This is a genomic window from Roseomonas sp. CAU 1739 (assembly GCF_039839775.1).
In the GTDB taxonomy this organism is placed as follows: domain Bacteria; phylum Pseudomonadota; class Alphaproteobacteria; order Acetobacterales; family Acetobacteraceae; genus Neoroseomonas.
Map to the genome: position 1 here is coordinate 63,002 of NZ_JBDOQQ010000018.1, position 18,421 is coordinate 81,422.

Here is an 18,421-nt window from a genome sequence, read left to right on the forward strand (position 1 = left end):
CCGGGCCGCCTGGCACCGCGGCGTCACGGCAACCTTTCCAGCAGCCCCACCCGGCCCCATCTCCGGTCCCGAGACCCGAAGGCTGAGTGACACGATGTTCGAATTGACCGTCAACGGGACCGTCCACCAGGTCGAGGTGGAACGCGACACGCCCCTGCTGTGGGTGCTGCGCGAACAGCTCGGCCTGACCGGCACGAAATATGGCTGCGGCGTTGCGCAATGCGGCGCCTGCACCGTGCTGGTGGATGGCCAGGCGACGCGGTCCTGCTCCTTCACTGTCGAAGCCGCCGTCGGCCAGCCGATCACCACCATCGAGGCGATCGAGGCACACCCGATCGGCGCCAAGGTTGTGGAGGCCTGGGTCACCGCCCAGGCGCCGCAATGCGGCTATTGCCAGTCGGGCCAGGTGATGGCGGCGACCGCGCTGCTGGCCACCACGCCGAAGCCGAGCGCGGATGAGATCCGCGATGCGATGACCAACATCTGCCGCTGCGGCACCTACAACGCCATCGGCCGGGCGATCGCCCTCGCCGGAGAGCAGCTGTGACCGCCGGCCTCGCCGCGGCCTTCTCGGCCGCCATGCCGCCCGGGCGGCCCATCAACCTGTCGCGGCGCGGGATGTTCGCGGCCGCCGGGGCGGGCCTGTTCCTGGGCCTCGCCATCCCCGCCCGCGCGCCGCGCGCGCAGGGCACGCCGGGTGCGGCGCTGCGCCATGCCGGCAAGGTCGCTGCCTATCTGCGCATCATGCCGGACGGCTCGGTGCAGTTGCAGAACCCCTTCGTCGAGGGCGGGCAGGGCATCGATTCGGCCGTTGCCCAGATCGTCGCCGAGGAACTCGACGCCGACCCGGCGCGCTTCACCGTCACCTGCGCCCCGCCGGGCGAGGACTACCAGGTCATGCAGGGGGGCAATGCCCGCTTCACTGGCGGGTCCTTCTCGGTGCGGTCGTCCTTCGCGCATTTCCGCACGCTGGGCGCGACCGCGCGGGCGATGCTGATCGCCGCCGCCGCCACCCGTCTTGCCGTGCCAGCCGACACGCTGACCACCGAGCCGGGCCGGGTGGTGCATGCGGCGTCCGGGCGCGCGCTGCCCTATGGCGACCTGGCCACGGCCGCGGCCGCGATCGAACCGCCGGCCAATCCGCCGCTGCGCGACCCCGCCGGCTTCCGCCTGATCGGCCGGCCGATCCCCCGTCTTGGCGTGCGGGAACGCTCGACCGGCAAGATCACCTACGCCATCGACGTGAAGGTCGAGGGGATGCTGCTCGCCGCCGTACTGCACGCACCGCGCGCCGGCGCCCAGCCCGCCGCGGTGACCAATGAGGCGGCGCTGCGCGCGCTGCCCGGCGTGCATTCCGTCCATCGCCTGCCGGGCGCGGTCGCTGTCGTCGCCGACAGCTGGTGGCGGGCGAAGACGGCGGTGGGCCAGGCGCAGGTTGCCTGGCAGGCCCTTCAGGGCCCGGTGATGGATGCGGACTTCACCAGCGAGGCGATGCTCGGCCGGCTCAAGGCTGCCGCCGGCTCGCATGGCAATACTGCGGAAGAAGCGGGCGACGCCGCCGTCGCCTTCTCCACCGCCGCCCGCGTCATCCAGGCCGAATACGACGCGCCCTACCTCGCCCATGCGCAGATGGAACCGACATCGGCCACGGCGCGCTTCAACGCCGATGGCACGCTGGATGTCTGGGTGCCGAACCAGGCGCCGGATTTCTTCCTGGCGACTTCCGCCCGCACCGCCGGGATCGAATCCGCCAAGGTGCGCATCCACTCGCCGCCGCTCGGCGGCTTCTTCGGCCGGCACTTCGCCTATGGCCCGGCCAATGCGCATCCCCAGGCGATCCTGCTGGCCAAGGCCACCGGCCGACCGATGAAGGTGATCTGGAGCCGCGAGGAGGAATTCGGCCGCGACGCCTATCGCCCGCTCGCCTTCGCCACCTTCGGCGCCGGGCTGGACGCGGCCGGTGAGATCGTCGCCTTCCAGGCCGCCGGTTATGGCGAGGGGCCGATCACCCGGCATTTCGGCTCGGCGGCCCTGGGTAACCCGCCGATCGATGGATCGATCATGGAGGGGTTGTCCGGCAAGCCCTATCGCTTCGCCACGAAGCGGGTGGAGTTCGTGCCCGTGCCGCATCCGCCCGGCGTCAACCTGGGCTTCTGGCGTTCGGTCGGGCATTCGATGAACGACTTCTTCTTCGAGAGCTTCCTGGACGAGGTTGCCGCCGCCGCAGGGCGCGACCCCTTCGCGCTGCGGCAGGCGCTCGTCGCCCACAGCGATCGCCACAAGGCGTTGCTGCTGGCCGTCGCCGACCTTGCGGGCGGCTGGCGGCGCGGGCCATTCGACGCACCCGACGGCACGCGCCGCGCCCGTGGCGTGGCCATGGCGTCCCCCTTCGGTTCCGAGGTCGCGACCATGGCCGAAGTCTCGGTCAGCGACGGGGAGGTGGTGGTCCATGACCTGTGGGTCGCGATCGACCCCGGCCGCGCGGTGAACCCGCGCACCATTGAGGAACAGGTGCAGTCGGCCGCCGCCATCGGCCTGTCCTCCGCGCTGTCGGAGGAGATCGTCTTCCAGGGCGGCGAAGTGGCGACGCGGAACTTCGACACCTATCGCGTGCTGCGGCGCGACCGCATGCCGCGGGTGCATGTCCGCGTGATCGAAAGCGGCGCGCCGATGGGCGGGGTGGGCGCGCCCGGCACGCCGGGGGTCCCGCCGGCGGTGGCGAATGCGGTGTTCGCGCTGACCGGCCAGCGGCTGCGCAGCATGCCGTTCGGGCGGACGCGACTATCGGGGGCGTGAGGGAGAAGCGCCGGCCCTCGCGGCTGCGGGGGTGGATCGGCGGAGGGCCTCACCCTTCCCCGGACCTCATCCGGCCAAACGCCTGAAGGGCACTGGACACCTCAATTTGGTACCGGGCGGCGGGGGCGGATGCGGACTGACCCGGGCGCTGGGCCCGTCGTTTCCATCGCGTGGCGCCTGGACTGCCGTGCCGCGCACCAAATCCCCGCGGTCCAGGGGCCCGCTGGCCCCTGGTGGGGTGGCTTGGAGGGGCGACGCCCCTCCATCCCCTATCCCGGCTTCCGGGCGGATCCACGAGGCCCCTTCCCGTTCTCCGACATGCCGGTTTGCCGATCCCCATTGGCATCGTCGATAACCTCCCCATGACCCGCGCTGCCCCGCTTCCGTCCGCCCCGGCATGACACCCTTCGGTGCCAGGCTGCGGCAATTGCGCGCGCAGCGAGACGTCACGCTGAAGGATCTCGCCGCGGCGCTGCAGGTCTCGCCGGCCTATCTCTCGGCGCTGGAGCATGGGCGGCGCGGGCGGCCCTCGGCGGGCCTGGTGCATCAGGTGAACGAGTATTTCGGATTGATCTGGGACGATGCCGAGGAACTCGCACGGCTGGCGCGACAATCGCACCCGCGGGTCGTGCTCGACACGGCGGGGCTTGACCCGGCGGTGACCGATCTCGCCAACCGGCTGGCGCGGGAAATCCGCCAGGTGACCCCCGAGGCCGCGGCGCGCCTCGCCGCGGTGCTCGATACGCTGCCCAGGGGGCGGCGCTGATGCAGGCGGTCTCGGCCGGGCTGCTGGCGGGCTTCGTCGGCTTTGCATCCTCCTTCGCCGTGGTGCTGCAGGGGCTGGTGGCGGTTGGTGCGAGCCCCGCCCAGGCGGCGTCGGGCCTGATGGCGCTGTCGATCGCAATGGGGCTGGCGGGGATCGTGCTGTCCCTGCGGCTGCGGCTGCCGATCAGCGTCGCCTGGTCGACGCCGGGTGCCGCGCTGCTGGCGGCGACGGCGGCGCCGGCCGGCGGCTTTGCCGAGGCGGTGGGCGCTTTCCTGGCGTGTGGCGTGCTGTTGACCACGGCGGGGCTGTGGAAGCCGCTGGGCCGCGCGGTGGCGGCGATACCGGCGCCGCTGGCGAATGCGATGCTGGCCGGCATCCTGTTCACATTGTGCCTCGCGCCGGTGCGGGCGGTGGCGGAACAGCCGGCGGCGGGCCTCGGCATCGTGCTCGCCTGGGCGGTGGTGGCGCGGATCAACCGCGTGCTGGCGGTGCCGGCGGCAGTGCTGGTGGCGGTCGCGGTGATCGCGACGACCGCGCCGCTGCCGATGGCGGGCTGGGTGCCGCAGCCGGTGCTCGTCCTGCCATCCTTCTCGGTCGCGGCGCTGACGGGCATCGCGCTGCCGCTATTCATCGTGACCATGGCCTCGCAGAACATCCCGGGCCTCGCAGTGCTGTCGGTGAACGGGTATCGGCCGGAGGCCGGGCCGCTGTTCACAACGACGGGGCTGTTCTCGCTGGCTGGTGCGCCCTTCGGCGGCCATGCGGTGAACCTCGCGGCGATCACCGCGGCGTTGTGCGCCGGGGAAGGCGCCGGGCCGGACCCGGCGCGGCGCTGGGTGGCGGCGGTGGTGGCGGGTGCGACCTATACCGTGTTCGGTCTGCTCGCCGGGGCGGTCACGGCCTTTGTTGCCTCGGCGCCGCCGGTGCTGATCCAGGCGGTGGCCGGGCTTGCGCTGCTCGGGCCGTTCGGCGGCGCGATGCTGGGCGCGGTCCATGCGCCCCAGGGGCGGGAGGCGGCGCTGGTCTGCTTCGTGGTCACCGCATCCGGTGTTGCATTCCTTGGCATCGGTGGTGCCTTCTGGGGCTTGTTGGCGGGGGGGGCGATGATGCTGCTGGCCCGGTGGCGCGCATGACGGCGCGCTGGATGCCCTGGGCGGCGATGGCGGGCATCCTCGTCGCCGTCGCCGGCATCGAATTCGCGCTGGGACGCGTGCCGATCTGCACCTGCGGCTATGTCAGCCTGTGGCACGGCGATGTGTGGTCGTCAGGCAATTCCCAGCATCTGACCGATTGGTACACGCTGTCGCACCTGGTGCACGGCTTCATCTTCTACGCCGCGCTGCGTTGGCTGGCGCCGCGCTGGAGCGTGCCCTGGCGCGCCGTGGCGGCAATGCTGCTGGAAGGCGCGTGGGAGGTGCTGGAGAACACCTCCCTCATCATCGATCGCTACCGGGAAGTGACAGCCTCGCTCGACTACTACGGCGACAGCATCGTCAATTCCATCAGCGACGGCGTGGCGATGCTGGTGGGCTTCTTCGTGGCGTCGCGTCTTCCGACGGTGGCCTCGATACTCGTCGTGCTGATGCTGGAGGGCGTCGCCGCCTGGGCGATCCGCGACAACCTGACGCTCAACGTGCTGATGCTGGTGCGGCCCGTCGACGCGGTGCGGGCGTGGCAGACGCAGGCGGCACCGTCGCCACGATGACGGGGGCCTGGATCACGCATTGATCCAGGGCTGGCGGCGCCAGAGCTCGGCATATTGCCCCTGGGCGCGACGCATCCGCGATTCCCACGTCGGGCCGGCTTCGTAGCTCGGCTCGATGAACTGGGTTGCGAAGGTGGCGCGCGTGGCGGGGTCCTCCGCCGTTTCCTGCACCGCCTCGCGCAGCCGCTCGACGATGGCGGCCGGGGTGCCGGCGGGCAGCACGATGCCGCGCTCGGAATACATCTCGATCTCAAGGCCCATGCCGCGCAGGGTCGGCGTCGCGGGGGCGAAGCGGCTGGCCTGCGCGCCGGCATGGGCGATGTAGCGCATGCCCTGCGGATTGGGCGCGAATTCGCCGATCGAGACCATGTTCACCTGCACCTGGCCGCCCAGCAGGGCGTTGCGCTGCTGCGGCGCGCCGTTGAAGTGGACGATGGTGAAGCGCGCGCCGGTCTCGCGTTCCAGCATCACCAGCAGAAGGTGGTCATCGGTGCCGATGCCGGAGGTCGAGACGACGATCTGATCCGGCTGTTCCCGTCCGCGGCGGACGAGGTCCGCCATGTCGCGGATCGGGCTGTCGGCGGCGACCATGAATCCGGTCGCGTCGGTCATGATGTTGCCGATGAAGGTGAAGCTGTCGAGGTTGTACTGCGCGCGCCGTTCGACCGGGACCGTGACGAAGGACGGCATGTTGGTCAGCCCGATCACCTGCCCATCAGGTCGCGCACGCGCGACGTAGGTGAGCGCGATCTCCGATGACGCGCCGGGCCGGTTCACCACCGTCATCGGCTGGCCGAGCCGCGCTTCCAGGTGCCGGGCGAACAGCCGCGCGACTATGTCGGTTCCGCCGCCGGCGGCGAAGCCGACGACGAATTCCACCGGCCGGTCCGGCCGCCACGGCGCGGCGATGGCCGGCGCGGTGACGCGGGTGGCGATCAGGGCGCCGATGGCAGCGCGACGCGACAGCATCGTCATGCGGTCCTCCTCGGAAGGGACCACCATGTGCCTGCGGCGGGCGCGTTCTTGCACGCGTCTTTCGCCGCCGGCGCGCGTGAAGCGGTAAAGGATTCGATGCATCCGGCGGCAATTTCGTGAAGTCTTTACATCGGTTCCACCCGTGATCCCGGGGGCCCGTGTTCCCTTGTCCGGCCGAACCGGTAGGCTGCCCAATCTTTAGGGGAGGAAGCAGCCATGCTGCGCGTGTTCCTGGCGCATACGCCGGAGATGTTTGTCGGCTACTACGGGGATCGCGCGCTCGCCGCCCTGCAACGGCATGCCGAGGTGGTGCGCAACCCCGGCGCCACCGTGCTGACCGGCGCCGCCCTGGCCGAGGCCGCGCGCGGCTGCCAGGCGATCGTCGCCGACCGCGCCACGCCCGGCACCGCGGAAACCTTCGCGGCGGCGCCGGACCTGGTCGCCTTCCTGCGCGTCGCGGTGGACATCAGTACCATCGACGTCCCCGCCGCGAGTGCCGCCGGCGTGCTGGTGACGCGTGCCACACCCGGCTTCGTCGACAGCGTCACGGAGGTCGGGCTCGGCTTCATGGTCGACCTGGCGCGCGACATGTCCGGCTACATCCAGGCCTATCGTCGCGGCGAGGAACCGCAGGGGCGGATGGGGCTGCAATTGTCGGCCGCGACGCTCGGCATCGTCGGCTATGGGCGGATCGCGCGAAGGCTGGCGGAGGTGGCGCTCGCGCTGGGGATGCGCGTGCTGGTGTCGGACCCTTACGCCAACGTCGAGGATCCGCGAATCACGAAGCTGGGCTTCGAGGAGGTCCTGGCGGCAGCGGACATCGTGGTGTGCCTGGCCATCTCCAGCCCCGAGACGCGCGACCTGTTCAACGCGGCGGCCTTCGCACGGATGAAACGCGGGGCGCGGTTCATCAATCTCTCGCGTGGCGAACTGGTGGATGAACGCGCGCTGGAGGCAGCACTCGACAATGGACATTTGTCGGGCGCGGCGATGGATGTCGGGCGCGCGCTCGACCAGCGGCCGTCGGCCTTCCTCGCGCGCCGGCCGGACGTGCTGGCGGCGCCGCACATCGCCGGCATGACGCCGGAGGCGATGGAACACCAGGCGATGGACACGGTGCACCAGGTCGCGGCACTGGCGCGCGGCGAGATGCCGGACCATGCGGTGAACGCCGCCGCCGCGCACCGGCTGGCGCGGATCGGCGTGCCGGCGGGCTGACGGATCAATCCACCGTCAGCCCCGTCGCGCGCTGCAATTCGATCCAGCCTCGGATCTCGCGGTCCAGCAACGCGGCGAAGGCCGCGCGCGTGCCACCGACGAATTCGGCGCCCTCCGCCTGGAAGCGCGCGCGCATGGCATCGTTGCGCATCGCCGCGTTCAGCGCGGCGTTGAGGCGGTCCAGCACCGGCTCGGGCGTGCCGGCCGCGGCGAACAGGCCGCTCCAGCTTCCGACATTGAAGCCCGGCAGCGTCTCGGCGAGGGCCGGCACCTCGGGGAAGACGCGAGACCGGGTGGCGGTGCTGACCGCGACGGCCCGTACCGTGCCGGCCTGCAGCACGGGCGCGACCTCGATCGGCTGCGCGAACAACGCATGAACCCGCCCGGCGGCCAGGTCGATGACGGCGGGCGCGGCGCCACGATAGGGCACGTGGCTGACCTCGATCCCGGCGCGGAAGGCGAGCAGCGAGGCGGACATGCGCTGGCCGCTGCCGCTGCCGCCATTGGCGAAGTCCAACCGCCCGGGATGGGCGCGCGCCCAGGCGATCAGCGCGGCGGCATCGCCCGCCGGCGCCGTGGGGCCGACCGCCAGCATGTAGGGCACCTGCAGCACCTGGCCGACCGGCGCGAGCGCGGTGCGCGGGTCGCCCGGCGGTAGGGTCGGCTGCATCACCGGGTTGATCGACAGGGAGGTCGTGCCCAGCAGCAGCGTGGCGCCATCCGGGGACGAGCGTGCGACGTAACCGGCGCCGATCGAACTTGTCCCGCCAGGCCGGTTGTCGACCTGCACCGGGATGCCGAGATCGGCGGCCATGCCCTCGGCAATCGCGCGTGCCGCGGCATCGACGCCGCCGCCGGGCGGGAAGGGCACGACGATGACGATCGGCCGGTCGGGAAAGGCCGCGGCGGCGGGCGCGGCGAAAGCGGCGACGCCAGTCAGGGCGAGTGCCGTGCGACGATGCAGGCGTTTCGCGACAGTCGCGGATGGGGACATCGGGCGCGCTCCTGGCTTCGCGGGCGATGGTGCGCCGCCCTGCCCGCCGCGGCGAGAGGGTTCATGCAGCGCAGCAAGGCGATGGTCGCCGCGATTGCCGATGGGCGAAGCAGCCTTCGCCCCGGACGCCGGCAGGAGGCGCATCCTGCCATGGCTGGTCAGCGTCGCCGGCCGGGATAAGGTCGCCGGACAATGGCGGCAGCGGAGTCGGCACCCATGTGGCGTGGCACCATCGCATTACCGGCGATCGAACGCGTGCAGAGCGGCGTCCCCGCCGCCGAGGCGTTGCTCGCCGAAGCCGAGCGACTGGACGCGCGACGCGTCTTCCTGGTGGTGAGCCGGACGATGAATCGCGACACCGACCACGTGGCGCGGATGCGCGAGGCGCTTGGCGCGCGCTTCGCGGGCCTGCATGAAGGCATCCCGCCGCACACGCCGATCGATGTGGTGGTCACGGCCGCGAATGCCGCGCGCGATGCGGCGGCCGACCTGATCGTCACCTTCGGCGGCGGGTCGGTGACGGATGCGGGCAAGGTGATGCAGCTGTGCCTGCGGCACGGCATCGCCACCATGGATGGCCTCGAACCCTTCCGCATGGTGACCAACCCGGACGGCACGCGGCACATCCCAGACTATGACGGGCCGGTGGTGCGCCAGGTCGCCATCCCGACCACGCTGTCGGGCGGTGAGTACAATTCCCAGGCGGGTTCCACCCATCCGGTGAAGAAGGTGAAGCAGAGCTTCCGCCATCCGCTGCATGTGCCGCGCGTGACCATCCTCGATCCGGTGCCGACGGTCGGCACGCCGATGTGGGTATGGCTGGCGAGCGGCATCCGCGCCGTCGATCACGCGACGGAAGGGCTGTGTTCGCCACTCAACAATCCGGTGAGCGATGCAAGTGCATTGCAGGCCCTGCGGTTGCTGACGCGGGCACTGCCGCGGGTGAAGGCGGATCCGGGCGACCTGGCCGCACGGCAGGACTGCCAGCTGGCGGTGTGGCTGTCCGTTGTCGGGCGCTGGGGCGGCGTGCAGATGGGGGCAAGCCATGCCATCGGCCATGTGCTGGGCGGCACGGCCGGTGTGCCGCATGGCTACACCTCCTGCGTCATGCTGCCGCATGTGCTGCGCTACAATGCGGCAGTGAACGGCGAACGTCAGGCACTGGTGGCGGAGGCGCTGGGGCGGCCCGGCGTGCCGGCGGCGGAGGCGGTGGCCGAACTGGTCGCGGCACTCGGCCTGCCGTCGCGGCTGTCGCAGGTGGGGGTCGCGGCCGACCAATTCCCGCTGCTCGCCGCCAACACCATGCGCGACCCGTGGCTGCACACGAATCCACGGCGGATCACCCGACCGGAGGAGGTGGTGGCGATCCTCGAAGCGGCGGCCTGAGCGGAGCGGGTATCGCCCTGGCGGTCCTGCCCGATGTCGGATCGCGTTGCCCGGGACTCAGGCCCGCCGCAGGCGGGCAACGCCGTGGATGCAGCCCATCGGCGGTCCGGCGAAGCGAAGCCGGCGCGTGCCGATGCCCAGCCTCCAGACGCATGGCGAATCCCCCGGATCGGTCACGACCCGCGGGATTTGGCATTACCCGGCCGCCAGCCCGGCCCGGCGCACCACCTCGCGCCACCGGGTCGTCTCGGTTCCGATGGTGGTGGCCAGCGCGTCGCGGCTGCCGGCTTCCACCACGAAGCCGGTGGCGGCGAGGCGCTGTCCCACCTCCGGCGCGCGCAGCGCCGCCGTCACTTCGGCATGGATGCGGGTGGCGAGCGGTTCGGTCATCCCGCGCGGTGCGACGATGCTGTGCCAGGATCCGGAGGTGAAACCGGCCAGCCCGCCCTCGATGAAGGTCGGCACGTCCGGCAGCAGCGGATGGCGGACGTTACCGCCGACTGCGATGGCGCGCAGCCGCCCCGCCTGCACCTGCGGCACCACCGTTGCCATGTTGAGCAGCGCGAGCTGCAGCGTGCCGCCGACGAGGTCGGTCGCGGCAGCGCCGCCGCCCGGATAGGGGATGTGCGTCGCCTCGGTGCCGGTCACCTGCTTGAACAGCTCCATGCCGAGATGCTCGGAGGAGCCGATGCCGGAACTGCCATAGGACGCCTTGTCGGGATTGGCGCGCAGCCAGGCGATCAGTTCGGGCAGCGTCGTGGCTGGCACGGCGGGGTTCACCACCATCAGGTTGGACGCGCTGATGGCCACCGTGATGGGCGTGAAGTCGCCGACCGGATCGTAGCCCGCGCGCGTCAGCAGCAGCGGGTTGATGGTCAGGATGCCGCTCGCGGCAACGAACAGCGTCGCGCCATCGGGCGCCTGGCGGGCGACATATTGCGCAGCGACGGCGCCATTGGCGCCGGTGCGGTTTTCCACCACGAAGGGCTGGCCGAGCCGCGCCGAAAGTTGCTGGCCGAGCGTGCGGGCGAGGATGTCGGATGGCCCGCCCGGCACATAGGGCACGACGACCGTCGTCGGGCGCGCCGGCCAGGTGTCCTGCGCGCGGGCGACGGCAGGTGCGCCAAGCGATGCGGCGGCGAACAACAGGCTGCGACGGTTCATGCGGGTTCCCCGGGTGTCGGGCCGGGGAAAGCAAGGTCCGTGCCGGTCAGGCCGCTGCCGGGCGCCGCCTGAAGATCGTGGTCAGTCCCGGGATCGACCAGGCCGCCGCCAGCAGCGTCAGGGCACACAGCCCCATGCTGATCGGCCGCGTGAAGAAGGGCGTGACATCGCCGCCCGATAGCACCAGCCCGCGCAGCAGGTTCTTGTCGAGCAGGTCCCCCAGCACGATGCCCAGCACCAGCGGCGCCATCGGAAAGCGCAATTCCCGCAGCACGAACCCGACCAGCCCCGCCCCCAGCATCACCCAGATGTCGAACAGTCGGGATGTGATCGCGAAGGCGCCAACCGTGCACAGCACGAAGACCACCGGCATCAGCCGCGACCGCGGGATCAGCAGGATCCACAGCAAGGGGCGCACAAGCACCAAGCCATAGAACATCTTCACCATGTCGGCGATCACCAGCATGGCGACGATCTGGTAGATGAACTCAGGCGCGGTGATCGCCAGCATCGGCCCCGGATTGAGACCGTGGATCATCATCGCCGCCATCAGCACCGCGGCCGGCGCGGAACCCGGCACGGCGAGCGTGAGGACCGGGATGATCGCACCGGGCACGCAGGCGCTCTCCCCCGTCTCGGCGGCCATCAGGCCTTCGATGCTGCCCTTGCCGTATTTCTCGCGTTCCTTGCTGGCGCGCTTGGCGGCGGCATAGGAGGTCCAGGCGGCGATGTCCTCGCCCAGCCCCGGCATGGCGCCGATGAAGGTGCCGAGCGCGCCTGACCGCAGGATGGTCTTCCAATATTGCGTCACGTCGCGGATGCGCGGGATGACGCTGTCGATCTTGGACGACACCGCCTTCACCGCCGGCCCGCGCATCGCCGACAGCACTTCCGCGACCCCAAACACGCCAACCAGCACCGGCAGCAGCCCGAGCCCGCCGGCGAGATCGCCATCGCCATAGGCGAAGCGGGCGTAGGCGTGGTTGGTCTCCTGCCCGATCGTCGCGATGAACAAGCCGATGAAGCCGGCGATGTAGCCCTTCAGCGCATCGCCACCCGACAGCGACCCGGCGATGACGATGCCGAACAACGCGACCCAGAACATCTCATACGAGCCGAACTGCAACGCGAATTCGCCGAAGGATGGCGCGAACAGCGCCAACATCGCCGTGCCGAACAGTGTACCGAGCCAGGACCCCGAGGTGGAGATGCCCATGGCCCGCCCGGCCAGCCCCTGGCGCGCCAGCGGGAAGCCATCGAGCGTCGATGCCGCCGAGGCCGGCGTGCCGGGGATGTTCAGCAGGATGGCGCTGCGCGACCCGCCATAGATCGCGCCGACATAGACGCAGACCAGCACCAGCATGGCCTTGTCCGGCCCCATGCCGAAGGTCAGCGTGGTCAGGAGTGCGACGCCCATGGTCGCGGTCAGCCCTGGCAGCGCGCCGATGATGATGCCGATCAGCGTTGCCCACAGGGCGTGGAAGATCGCACCGCCGCCGAGCACGTGGGCGAAACCGCCGACCAGGTTGTTCAAGGCATCCATCAGGGCAACCGCAGCAGAAAGAGTTTCTCGAACACCAGCATCACCGCCACGCCGGTTCCCAGGCCGATCAGCGCCGCCTCGATGATGCGGCGTGCGCGGCCCTGTGGCCCCAATTCCCATTCGAAGGCGGCGGTGAAGGCAAAGACGAACAGTGCCGAGGCAAGCCAGAAGGGCAGCCGCCCCACGAGGATGCCGGCATACACCAGCCCGAGCACCGCCGCGGTGCCGAGTTGTCGCCGGTCGGCGGCGCTGCCCGTCGCCGCGCCGCCTTTCGCCCAGCCGCCCCGCGCGATGGACCGCACGCCGAGCAACACCGAGAGTAGCGCGATCACCACCCCGTAGAATCCCGGCACGATGCCCGGTGCCGTCAGGCCGGTGCCCGATTGCTCGACGAAGCGCGGCATCTGCCAGGCCTGCACCACGATGGCGGTGCCGAGGGCGAACAGCACCAGGGCCGTGACGAGGTCCGCGCGGGGCGAGGCAGGCGCCTTCTCCCCCTCGAAGGGGGAGTCGGCCTCGGTCTCGCTCATCGGCGCACCCCGCGATGCAGGCCCGCCCGGTGCATCAGAGACGCGCGATGCCGAGGGTGTCAGGGCTCACTCGCGCCTTGCCGCCGTCGAAATACAGCCAGGCGGTCTGGCGCACCATCTTCCAGGCCTCGTCATGCGCCTGCTGGCCGTATAGCGGGGTGAACAGCGCGGCGCGCGAATTGGCGTAGTCCTTCAGGCGCTGCGAATTGGCGATGGTGTCGCGCCAGATGGTGGTCATGGTCTGCACCACATTGTCCGGCACGCCCTTGGCGGACCAGATGCCGAAGTAGTTGAGCGGCGCAGGAATATTCGGGATCCAGCGACGCACCGAGGGGATCTCGATCGCCGGTGTGCTGCCCTGGGCAACGAGCGTCACCGGGTTCTCCGCCTGCACGGCGAGCGGGATGAGACGCCGGGCGCGGATCATCTCCGCGGCTTCGACCAGCAGCATCGCGCCCAGCGGCGTTTCGCCGGACACGGTCGCGATCATCGCCGGATTGCCGCCGTCATAGGTGGCGTGGCGGTACTGGAAGGGCGTGGCGGCGCGCAGGGCCTCGAGCATGTTGTGACCGGCCGAGGACACGCCGGCGGTGGCGATGCCGATGCCCTGTCCGCGGGTCTTCAGCGCTTCCAGCGCCGCGCCGAAATCACGGAAGCCGGCCTGGGGGTTGGCCACCAGCACGTTCACATTGGCCACCGCGAAGAACAGGTTCCAGTCCGACAACTGCGTGTCGAGCAGGCCCAGCACCTTGTAGCAGCCGACATCGACCGCAGCGCCGGCGGCCCATGTCAGGCCATCCTTCGCCGCTTCCATCGCATTGCGCGTGCCGATCGAACCGGACGCGCCAGGCTGGTTCACCACCACGACGCGTTGGCCGAGCGGGGCCTCCAGCTCGGCAGCGACGATGCGCGCCATCTGGTCGGTGGAACCGCCGGCTGCCCAGGGGACGATCAGGGTCACCGGACGGTCGGGCCGCCAGGCGCCCTGGGCGCGCAGCGTGACGGGGATGGCGATACCGGCGGCAGTAGCGGCGAGGAGATGCCTGCGAAGCATGTCTTGGACCCTTCCTTCGGTCATGCGCCGCGTTCGTCGCGGCGTCCTGAGGCAGTAACCCAACAGTTACCGCCGATGGTGCGGTGCCGGATGCGACCCCGTCAAGCCAGGGCGGCTAGCCGAACTCCGGCCCGGCCACGGCGGCGAAGCGCATCGGCTCGCCCGGCGTGTCTGCGCCCAGCGCCATGCGGGTGAAGGGGCGCTGCGCCGATCCGCCATGGCGTGCGAGCCAACCGGCAAGGCCATGCCGTGCATCCGTCAGGTCGATGACGGCCGCGCCGGGCAGGGCGTTGCGCGCGGCGGCGATCAGCGCGCGCGCCGTGGCATCGTCCGGCGCGACCACCGGGCCGATCTGCGGTCCCCGCGCGCCATCGCGGGCGAGTGCGAAGCCACTTCCGTCGGTGGCCATGACGGCGGCCTGCGGCAGGCGCGCAGCGAAGTCGCGCAGCAGCGCGGCGCGCGGCGCGCCGAAGGCGGCGGCGTCGAGCGCCAGCACGGCCGGCCAATCATCCTCGGCCAGCGGGCGCACGCCGGGCGCGGCGGGCAGGGGTTCGGGCAAAGACCAGCGTGCGAAGCCCCACAGGTCGCGGAAGCCGAGCTGGCGGTACACCTCCCGTCCGGCCGGTGTGGCGTCGAGCGCGGCGCAGCCCATGCCGTTGAGCGAATCGACCGCCCAGCGCATCAGCGTCTTCGCATGGCCGCGCCGGCGCTGGTCCGGCCGCACCAGCACCATCGAGATCCAGGCGAGGTCCCCGCCATAGCGGATGAAGGCGGCGGTCGCGGCGAGCGCGTCCTGCCCATCGTCGATCGCGCGCACGGCGCCTTCGCGCAGGAACAGCGACCAGTCGCGCGGCAATTGGTTCCAGCCGATCAACGCCGAAAGCGCCGCCGCGCGGGGAAGATCGACCTCGGTCATCGGGCGCATGGGAGGATGCGACGATGCGGCGATGCGCGCGTCAAGTGCTTGACGCGGCCGTGCGATGACGGCCCACTCGGGGCCATGAACCATCCCCGGCTGCTGCTGATCGGCTGCGGTGCCTTCGGGCGCGTGCACGTCGCAGCCCTGCGGCGGCTCGGTGTCGCGGCGATGGCCTTCGACGCCGACGGCGCGGTGGCGGCGGCGACCGGGCTGCCGGTGGTGCAGGACATCGAGGCCGGCCTTGCCGCCTGCGATGCCGCGATCGTCGCCACGCCGGTGCCGACCCACGTGCCGGTGGCGACCACCGTGCTGCTCGCCGGGCGCGATCTGTTCCTCGAAAAGCCCGCGACCGAGACGGCGGCGGAATCCGAGGCACTCGCCGACCTGGCCGAGCAGATGGGCTGCATCGCGCAGGTCGGGCTGTATTTCCGGTTTCATCCGAAGGCGGTCGCGTTGCGCCGCATGGTGGCGGATGGCGCCTTCGGGCGGCTGCACTACCTGGCGGCGCGTTTCTCAGGGCTGAAGCGTGCGCGCGGCGATTCCGGCGCGCTGCTCAACGATGCGGTGCATTTCGCCGACCTGCTGCCCTGGATCGCGGGGGAGGCACCGGCACGTATCTTCGCCACGATGGCCGATCCGCTCGGACGCGGGCGGGAGGACCTGGCGGTGATCCAGATGATGTTCGCCTCCGGCCTGACGGCGATGATCGAGGCCGGCTGCGTGCTGCCGGGGCGCTGGCCCGATGCGGTGGTGCCGGGGGCGGAGACACGCAAGGAAGTCGTCGCCGCCGGCAGCGATGCGTTGGCCGAGGTGGATTTCGCCGCCGAGAGTTTCGCGCTGCGTCGCGGATCGCATGCGCCGGCGGCGCATGGCGCCTGGCTGCCCCAGCACGCGCCGCGCGAGGCTGTCGCAATCCCTGCGGCCGACCCGGTCGAGGTCGTCGCCGCCGAGCTCACCGCCTTCATCGAAGCGGTGCGGACGCGCGGCGAACCCGAAGCAGGGCTGCGCTCCGGCGCCGTCGCGCCGGGACGCATATTGGACGCGGCGCGGCGCTCCGCGACGGAAATGCGCGTCGTTGCCCAGGAGGAATTCGCCTGATGCGCATCAGCCTGTGCAACGAGGTCGTGCGCGACCTGGACTTCGCCGCGCAATGCGTGCTGGCGGCATCGCTCGGCTATGACGGGCTCGAGGTCGCGCCCTTCACGCTGGATGCGGAGGCGCCGCACCTGCTGCCAGCCGCGCGACGCGCCCTGCTGCGGCGGGCCGCGAGCGATGCGGGCACGTCGATCACCTCGCTGCACTGGCTGCTGGTCGCACCGGCCGGGTTGTCGATCACCAGTGCGGATGCGGCGCTGCGCGCGAGGACGCTCGACGTGATGGAGCGCCTGGTGGGCCTGGCGGCCGATCTTGGCGCGACGATCCTGGTCCATGGATCGCCGGGGCAGCGCCGGGTGGATGTCGATGGCGACGCCGCGCGGGCCGAGGAGGCGATGGCGAAGGCCGGCGACGTCGCCGCGCGGCATGACGTGACCTACTGCCTGGAACCGCTCGATCCCGGCCAGACGAATTGGTGCACCAGCGTGGCCGACGGTGCGGCCATCGTGAACCGCATCGGCAACCCGGCATTGCGGACTATGCTTGACACCTGCTCGGCCGGCAATGGCGAGAGCGAGAGCGTCGTCGCCCTGCTCGAACGCTTCGTCCCGACCGGCGCCATCGCCCATGTGCATTTCAACGATCGTAACAAGCGCGGGCCGGGGCAGGGGGCGGATCGCTTCGGGCCGGTGCTCGATGTGTTGCGCCGCACCGGCTATGCCGGCTTCGCCGCGGTCGAGCCCTTTGACTACGTCCCGGACGGGCCGACCAGCGCGGCGCGCGCCATCGGCTACCTTCGCGCGCTTGAGGAGACGCCGGCATGACCGCACCCCGTTTCCGGCTGCTGGAGGCCGAGCGCTTCGAATGGCCGTTCCGGCTGCGCATGCCGTTCCGCTTCGGCGTCATCACCGTGACGCATGGGCGCCAGGCGGTGATCCGCGCCCGCATCGCACTCGATGACGGGTCCGAACACTGGGGCATCGCTGCCGAGACTCTGGCGGCCAAGTGGTTCGACAAGGACCCGCGCTGGTCCGACGCACAGAATGAGGCGCAGCTGCGCCGCGCGCTGGAGATCGCGACCGAGGCGACGCTCGCGGCCGGCGCCAATACCGCCTTCGGCCACTACGCCGATGCCTATGCGGCGCATGTCGCCGCCTGCGGGGCCGAAGGGCTGAATCCGCTGGTTGCCGCCTATGGGCGCGCGTTGCTTGACCGCGCCATGCTGGATGCGCTGCTGAAGGCGAAGGGTCTGTCCTTCGCCGAGGGGCTGCATGCGAATATCGGGGGCATGGCGCCGCATGCGGCGATCCCGGACCTCGCAGGCACCGATTTCGGGGCCATGCTTGCCTCGCTGGCGCCGGCGCGCCGGATGCATGCCCGCCACACCGTCGGCCTGGTCGACCCGATTACCGCCGCCGACCAGGCGGAACGCGTGAAAGACGGCCTGCCGGAGACCGTCGAGGAGGTCGTCGGCACCTATCGCCACACATGGTGGAAGCTCAAGGTCGGGGGCAATGTCGCGGCGGATGTGGACCGGCTGTGCCGCATCGCCTCGGTGCTCGACCGGCTGCACGGCTATCACGTCTCGCTCGACGGCAATGAACAGTATGAGGACGCCGAGGGCGTGCTCGCTCTGTGGCATGCCATGCAGGCGGAACCACGGCTGGCGCGGCTGAATGCATCCATTGCGTTCATCGAGCAGCCGGTGAAACGGGCGAAGGCGTTGGAAGGTGCCATGGGCAGGCTCGCCGCCGCGCGGCCGGTGATCGTGGATGAGAGCGACGGGCCGCTCGATGCGTTCGTGCAGGCCAAGGCGCTTGGCTATACCGGCATCTCCTCCAAGGCGTGCAAGGGGGTGTGGCGGTCCCTGGTCAATCTCGCCCGCTGCCGGGCCTGGAACGCGGCGGAACCGGAGCCGCGATATTTCATGAGCGCGGAGGACCTGACGACACTGGCCGGCGTCTGCGTGCAGCAGGACCTGGCGCTGGTCAGCGCGATGGGCCTGACCCATGTCGAGCGCAACGGCCATCATTTCGTCGATGGTTTCTCCGGCCGCCCGAAGGCGGAGGCGGTGCGCTTCATGGAGGCCTATCCCGAACTGTACGCCGACACGCCGCACGGGCCGCGCCTGGCCATTCGCGAGGGTATGCTGGACCTCGGTTCGGTGGTGGATGCGAAGGGTCTCGGTACCGCAATCGAGCCCGACACCACCGCCATGGACCGCATGCCCAAGGCCGCCTGGCCGCCCGGCTGATCGAGGCGGGTCCGGCGGTTGA

Annotated in this window: 17 protein-coding genes; 10 read left to right on the plus strand and 7 right to left on the minus strand. The window is 71.0% G+C overall.

Going from position 1 to position 18,421, the window contains the following annotated elements; all coding sequences use genetic code 11:
- Window positions 1-94: 94 nt before the first annotated feature.
- From AAFN86_RS23900 to AAFN86_RS23920, 5 genes are all read left to right on the plus strand, one after another.
- The gene (locus AAFN86_RS23900; RefSeq protein ID WP_347546083.1) at window positions 95-547 is read left to right on the plus strand and encodes a (2Fe-2S)-binding protein; all 453 of its coding nucleotides are present in this window, start codon (window positions 95-97) and stop codon (window positions 545-547) included.
- Entirely contained in the window at window positions 544-2,796 is a 2,253-nt protein-coding gene (locus AAFN86_RS23905; RefSeq protein WP_347546084.1) for a molybdopterin cofactor-binding domain-containing protein, read from the plus strand. Before AAFN86_RS23900 ends, AAFN86_RS23905 begins: the two co-directional genes overlap by 4 nt.
- Window positions 2,797-3,193: 397 nt before the next feature.
- On the plus strand, window positions 3,194-3,562 hold the full coding sequence (locus AAFN86_RS23910; RefSeq protein WP_347546085.1) for a helix-turn-helix transcriptional regulator: 369 nt from the start codon (window positions 3,194-3,196) through the stop codon (window positions 3,560-3,562).
- A complete protein-coding gene (locus AAFN86_RS23915; RefSeq protein ID WP_347546086.1) occupies window positions 3,562-4,695 on the plus strand; it encodes a benzoate/H(+) symporter BenE family transporter in 1,134 nt (377 codons plus the stop codon). The genes AAFN86_RS23910 and AAFN86_RS23915 overlap by 1 nt, the downstream gene beginning before the upstream one ends.
- A complete protein-coding gene (locus AAFN86_RS23920; RefSeq protein ID WP_347546087.1) occupies window positions 4,692-5,267 on the plus strand; it encodes a DUF2585 domain-containing protein in 576 nt (191 codons plus the stop codon). Before AAFN86_RS23915 ends, AAFN86_RS23920 begins: the two co-directional genes overlap by 4 nt.
- Before the next feature lie 12 nt (window positions 5,268-5,279).
- On the opposite strand, the gene AAFN86_RS23925 is transcribed toward AAFN86_RS23920, so the two are convergent.
- Window positions 5,280-6,242: a tripartite tricarboxylate transporter substrate binding protein gene (locus AAFN86_RS23925; RefSeq protein WP_347546088.1), complete on the minus strand. Its 963-nt coding sequence runs from the start codon at window positions 6,240-6,242 to the stop codon at window positions 5,280-5,282.
- 216 nt (window positions 6,243-6,458) lie between these two features.
- Here AAFN86_RS23925 and AAFN86_RS23930 point away from each other — a divergent pair, with 216 nt between their 5' ends.
- Window positions 6,459-7,460 carry an NAD(P)-dependent oxidoreductase gene (locus AAFN86_RS23930; RefSeq protein ID WP_347546089.1) on the plus strand — a complete coding sequence of 334 codons (1,002 nt, stop codon included), beginning with the start codon at window positions 6,459-6,461 and terminating at the stop codon, window positions 7,458-7,460.
- A gap of 4 nt (window positions 7,461-7,464) precedes the next feature.
- Here AAFN86_RS23930 and AAFN86_RS23935 read toward each other — a convergent pair whose 3' ends face one another.
- Complete coding sequence (locus AAFN86_RS23935; RefSeq protein WP_347546090.1) at window positions 7,465-8,454, minus strand: tripartite tricarboxylate transporter substrate-binding protein; 990 nt, start codon at window positions 8,452-8,454, stop codon at window positions 7,465-7,467.
- A 216-nt stretch (window positions 8,455-8,670) separates the two neighbouring features.
- Between AAFN86_RS23935 and AAFN86_RS23940 the strand changes: the two genes are divergently transcribed.
- Entirely contained in the window at window positions 8,671-9,840 is a 1,170-nt protein-coding gene (locus tag AAFN86_RS23940) for an iron-containing alcohol dehydrogenase (RefSeq protein WP_347546091.1), read from the plus strand.
- 195 nt (window positions 9,841-10,035) lie between these two features.
- Here the strand turns inward: AAFN86_RS23940 and AAFN86_RS23945 are convergent, their stop codons facing one another.
- From AAFN86_RS23945 to AAFN86_RS23965, 5 genes are all read right to left on the minus strand, one after another.
- Complete coding sequence (locus AAFN86_RS23945) at window positions 10,036-11,004, minus strand: tripartite tricarboxylate transporter substrate binding protein (RefSeq protein ID WP_347546092.1); 969 nt, start codon at window positions 11,002-11,004, stop codon at window positions 10,036-10,038.
- Between the two features lie 46 nt (window positions 11,005-11,050).
- A complete protein-coding gene (locus tag AAFN86_RS23950) occupies window positions 11,051-12,547 on the minus strand; it encodes a tripartite tricarboxylate transporter permease (RefSeq protein WP_347546093.1) in 1,497 nt (498 codons plus the stop codon).
- Entirely contained in the window at window positions 12,547-13,077 is a 531-nt protein-coding gene (locus AAFN86_RS23955; RefSeq protein ID WP_347546094.1) for a tripartite tricarboxylate transporter TctB family protein, read from the minus strand. The genes AAFN86_RS23950 and AAFN86_RS23955 overlap by 1 nt, the downstream gene beginning before the upstream one ends.
- 34 nt (window positions 13,078-13,111) lie before the next feature.
- Window positions 13,112-14,131, minus strand: coding sequence for a tripartite tricarboxylate transporter substrate binding protein (locus tag AAFN86_RS23960; RefSeq protein ID WP_347546095.1), 1,020 nt, complete (start codon window positions 14,129-14,131; stop codon window positions 13,112-13,114).
- 115 nt (window positions 14,132-14,246) lie between these two features.
- The gene (locus AAFN86_RS23965) at window positions 14,247-15,056 is read right to left on the minus strand and encodes a GNAT family N-acetyltransferase (protein ID WP_347546096.1); all 810 of its coding nucleotides are present in this window, start codon (window positions 15,054-15,056) and stop codon (window positions 14,247-14,249) included.
- Window positions 15,057-15,131: 75 nt separating this feature from the next.
- On the opposite strand from AAFN86_RS23965, the gene AAFN86_RS23970 reads away from it, so the two are divergent.
- The 3 genes from AAFN86_RS23970 to AAFN86_RS23980 are packed head-to-tail and all read left to right on the plus strand — an operon-like array spanning window position 15,132 to window position 18,399.
- Entirely contained in the window at window positions 15,132-16,148 is a 1,017-nt protein-coding gene (locus AAFN86_RS23970; protein WP_347546097.1) for a Gfo/Idh/MocA family oxidoreductase, read from the plus strand.
- Entirely contained in the window at window positions 16,148-16,969 is an 822-nt protein-coding gene (locus tag AAFN86_RS23975) for a sugar phosphate isomerase/epimerase family protein (protein WP_347546098.1), read from the plus strand. Before AAFN86_RS23970 ends, AAFN86_RS23975 begins: the two co-directional genes overlap by 1 nt.
- Window positions 16,966-18,399 (plus strand): mandelate racemase, encoded by a 1,434-nt coding sequence (locus tag AAFN86_RS23980; RefSeq protein WP_347546099.1) that lies wholly within the window; start codon window positions 16,966-16,968, stop codon window positions 18,397-18,399. The genes AAFN86_RS23975 and AAFN86_RS23980 overlap by 4 nt, the downstream gene beginning before the upstream one ends.
- The last annotated feature ends 22 nt before the right edge of the window (window positions 18,400-18,421 follow it).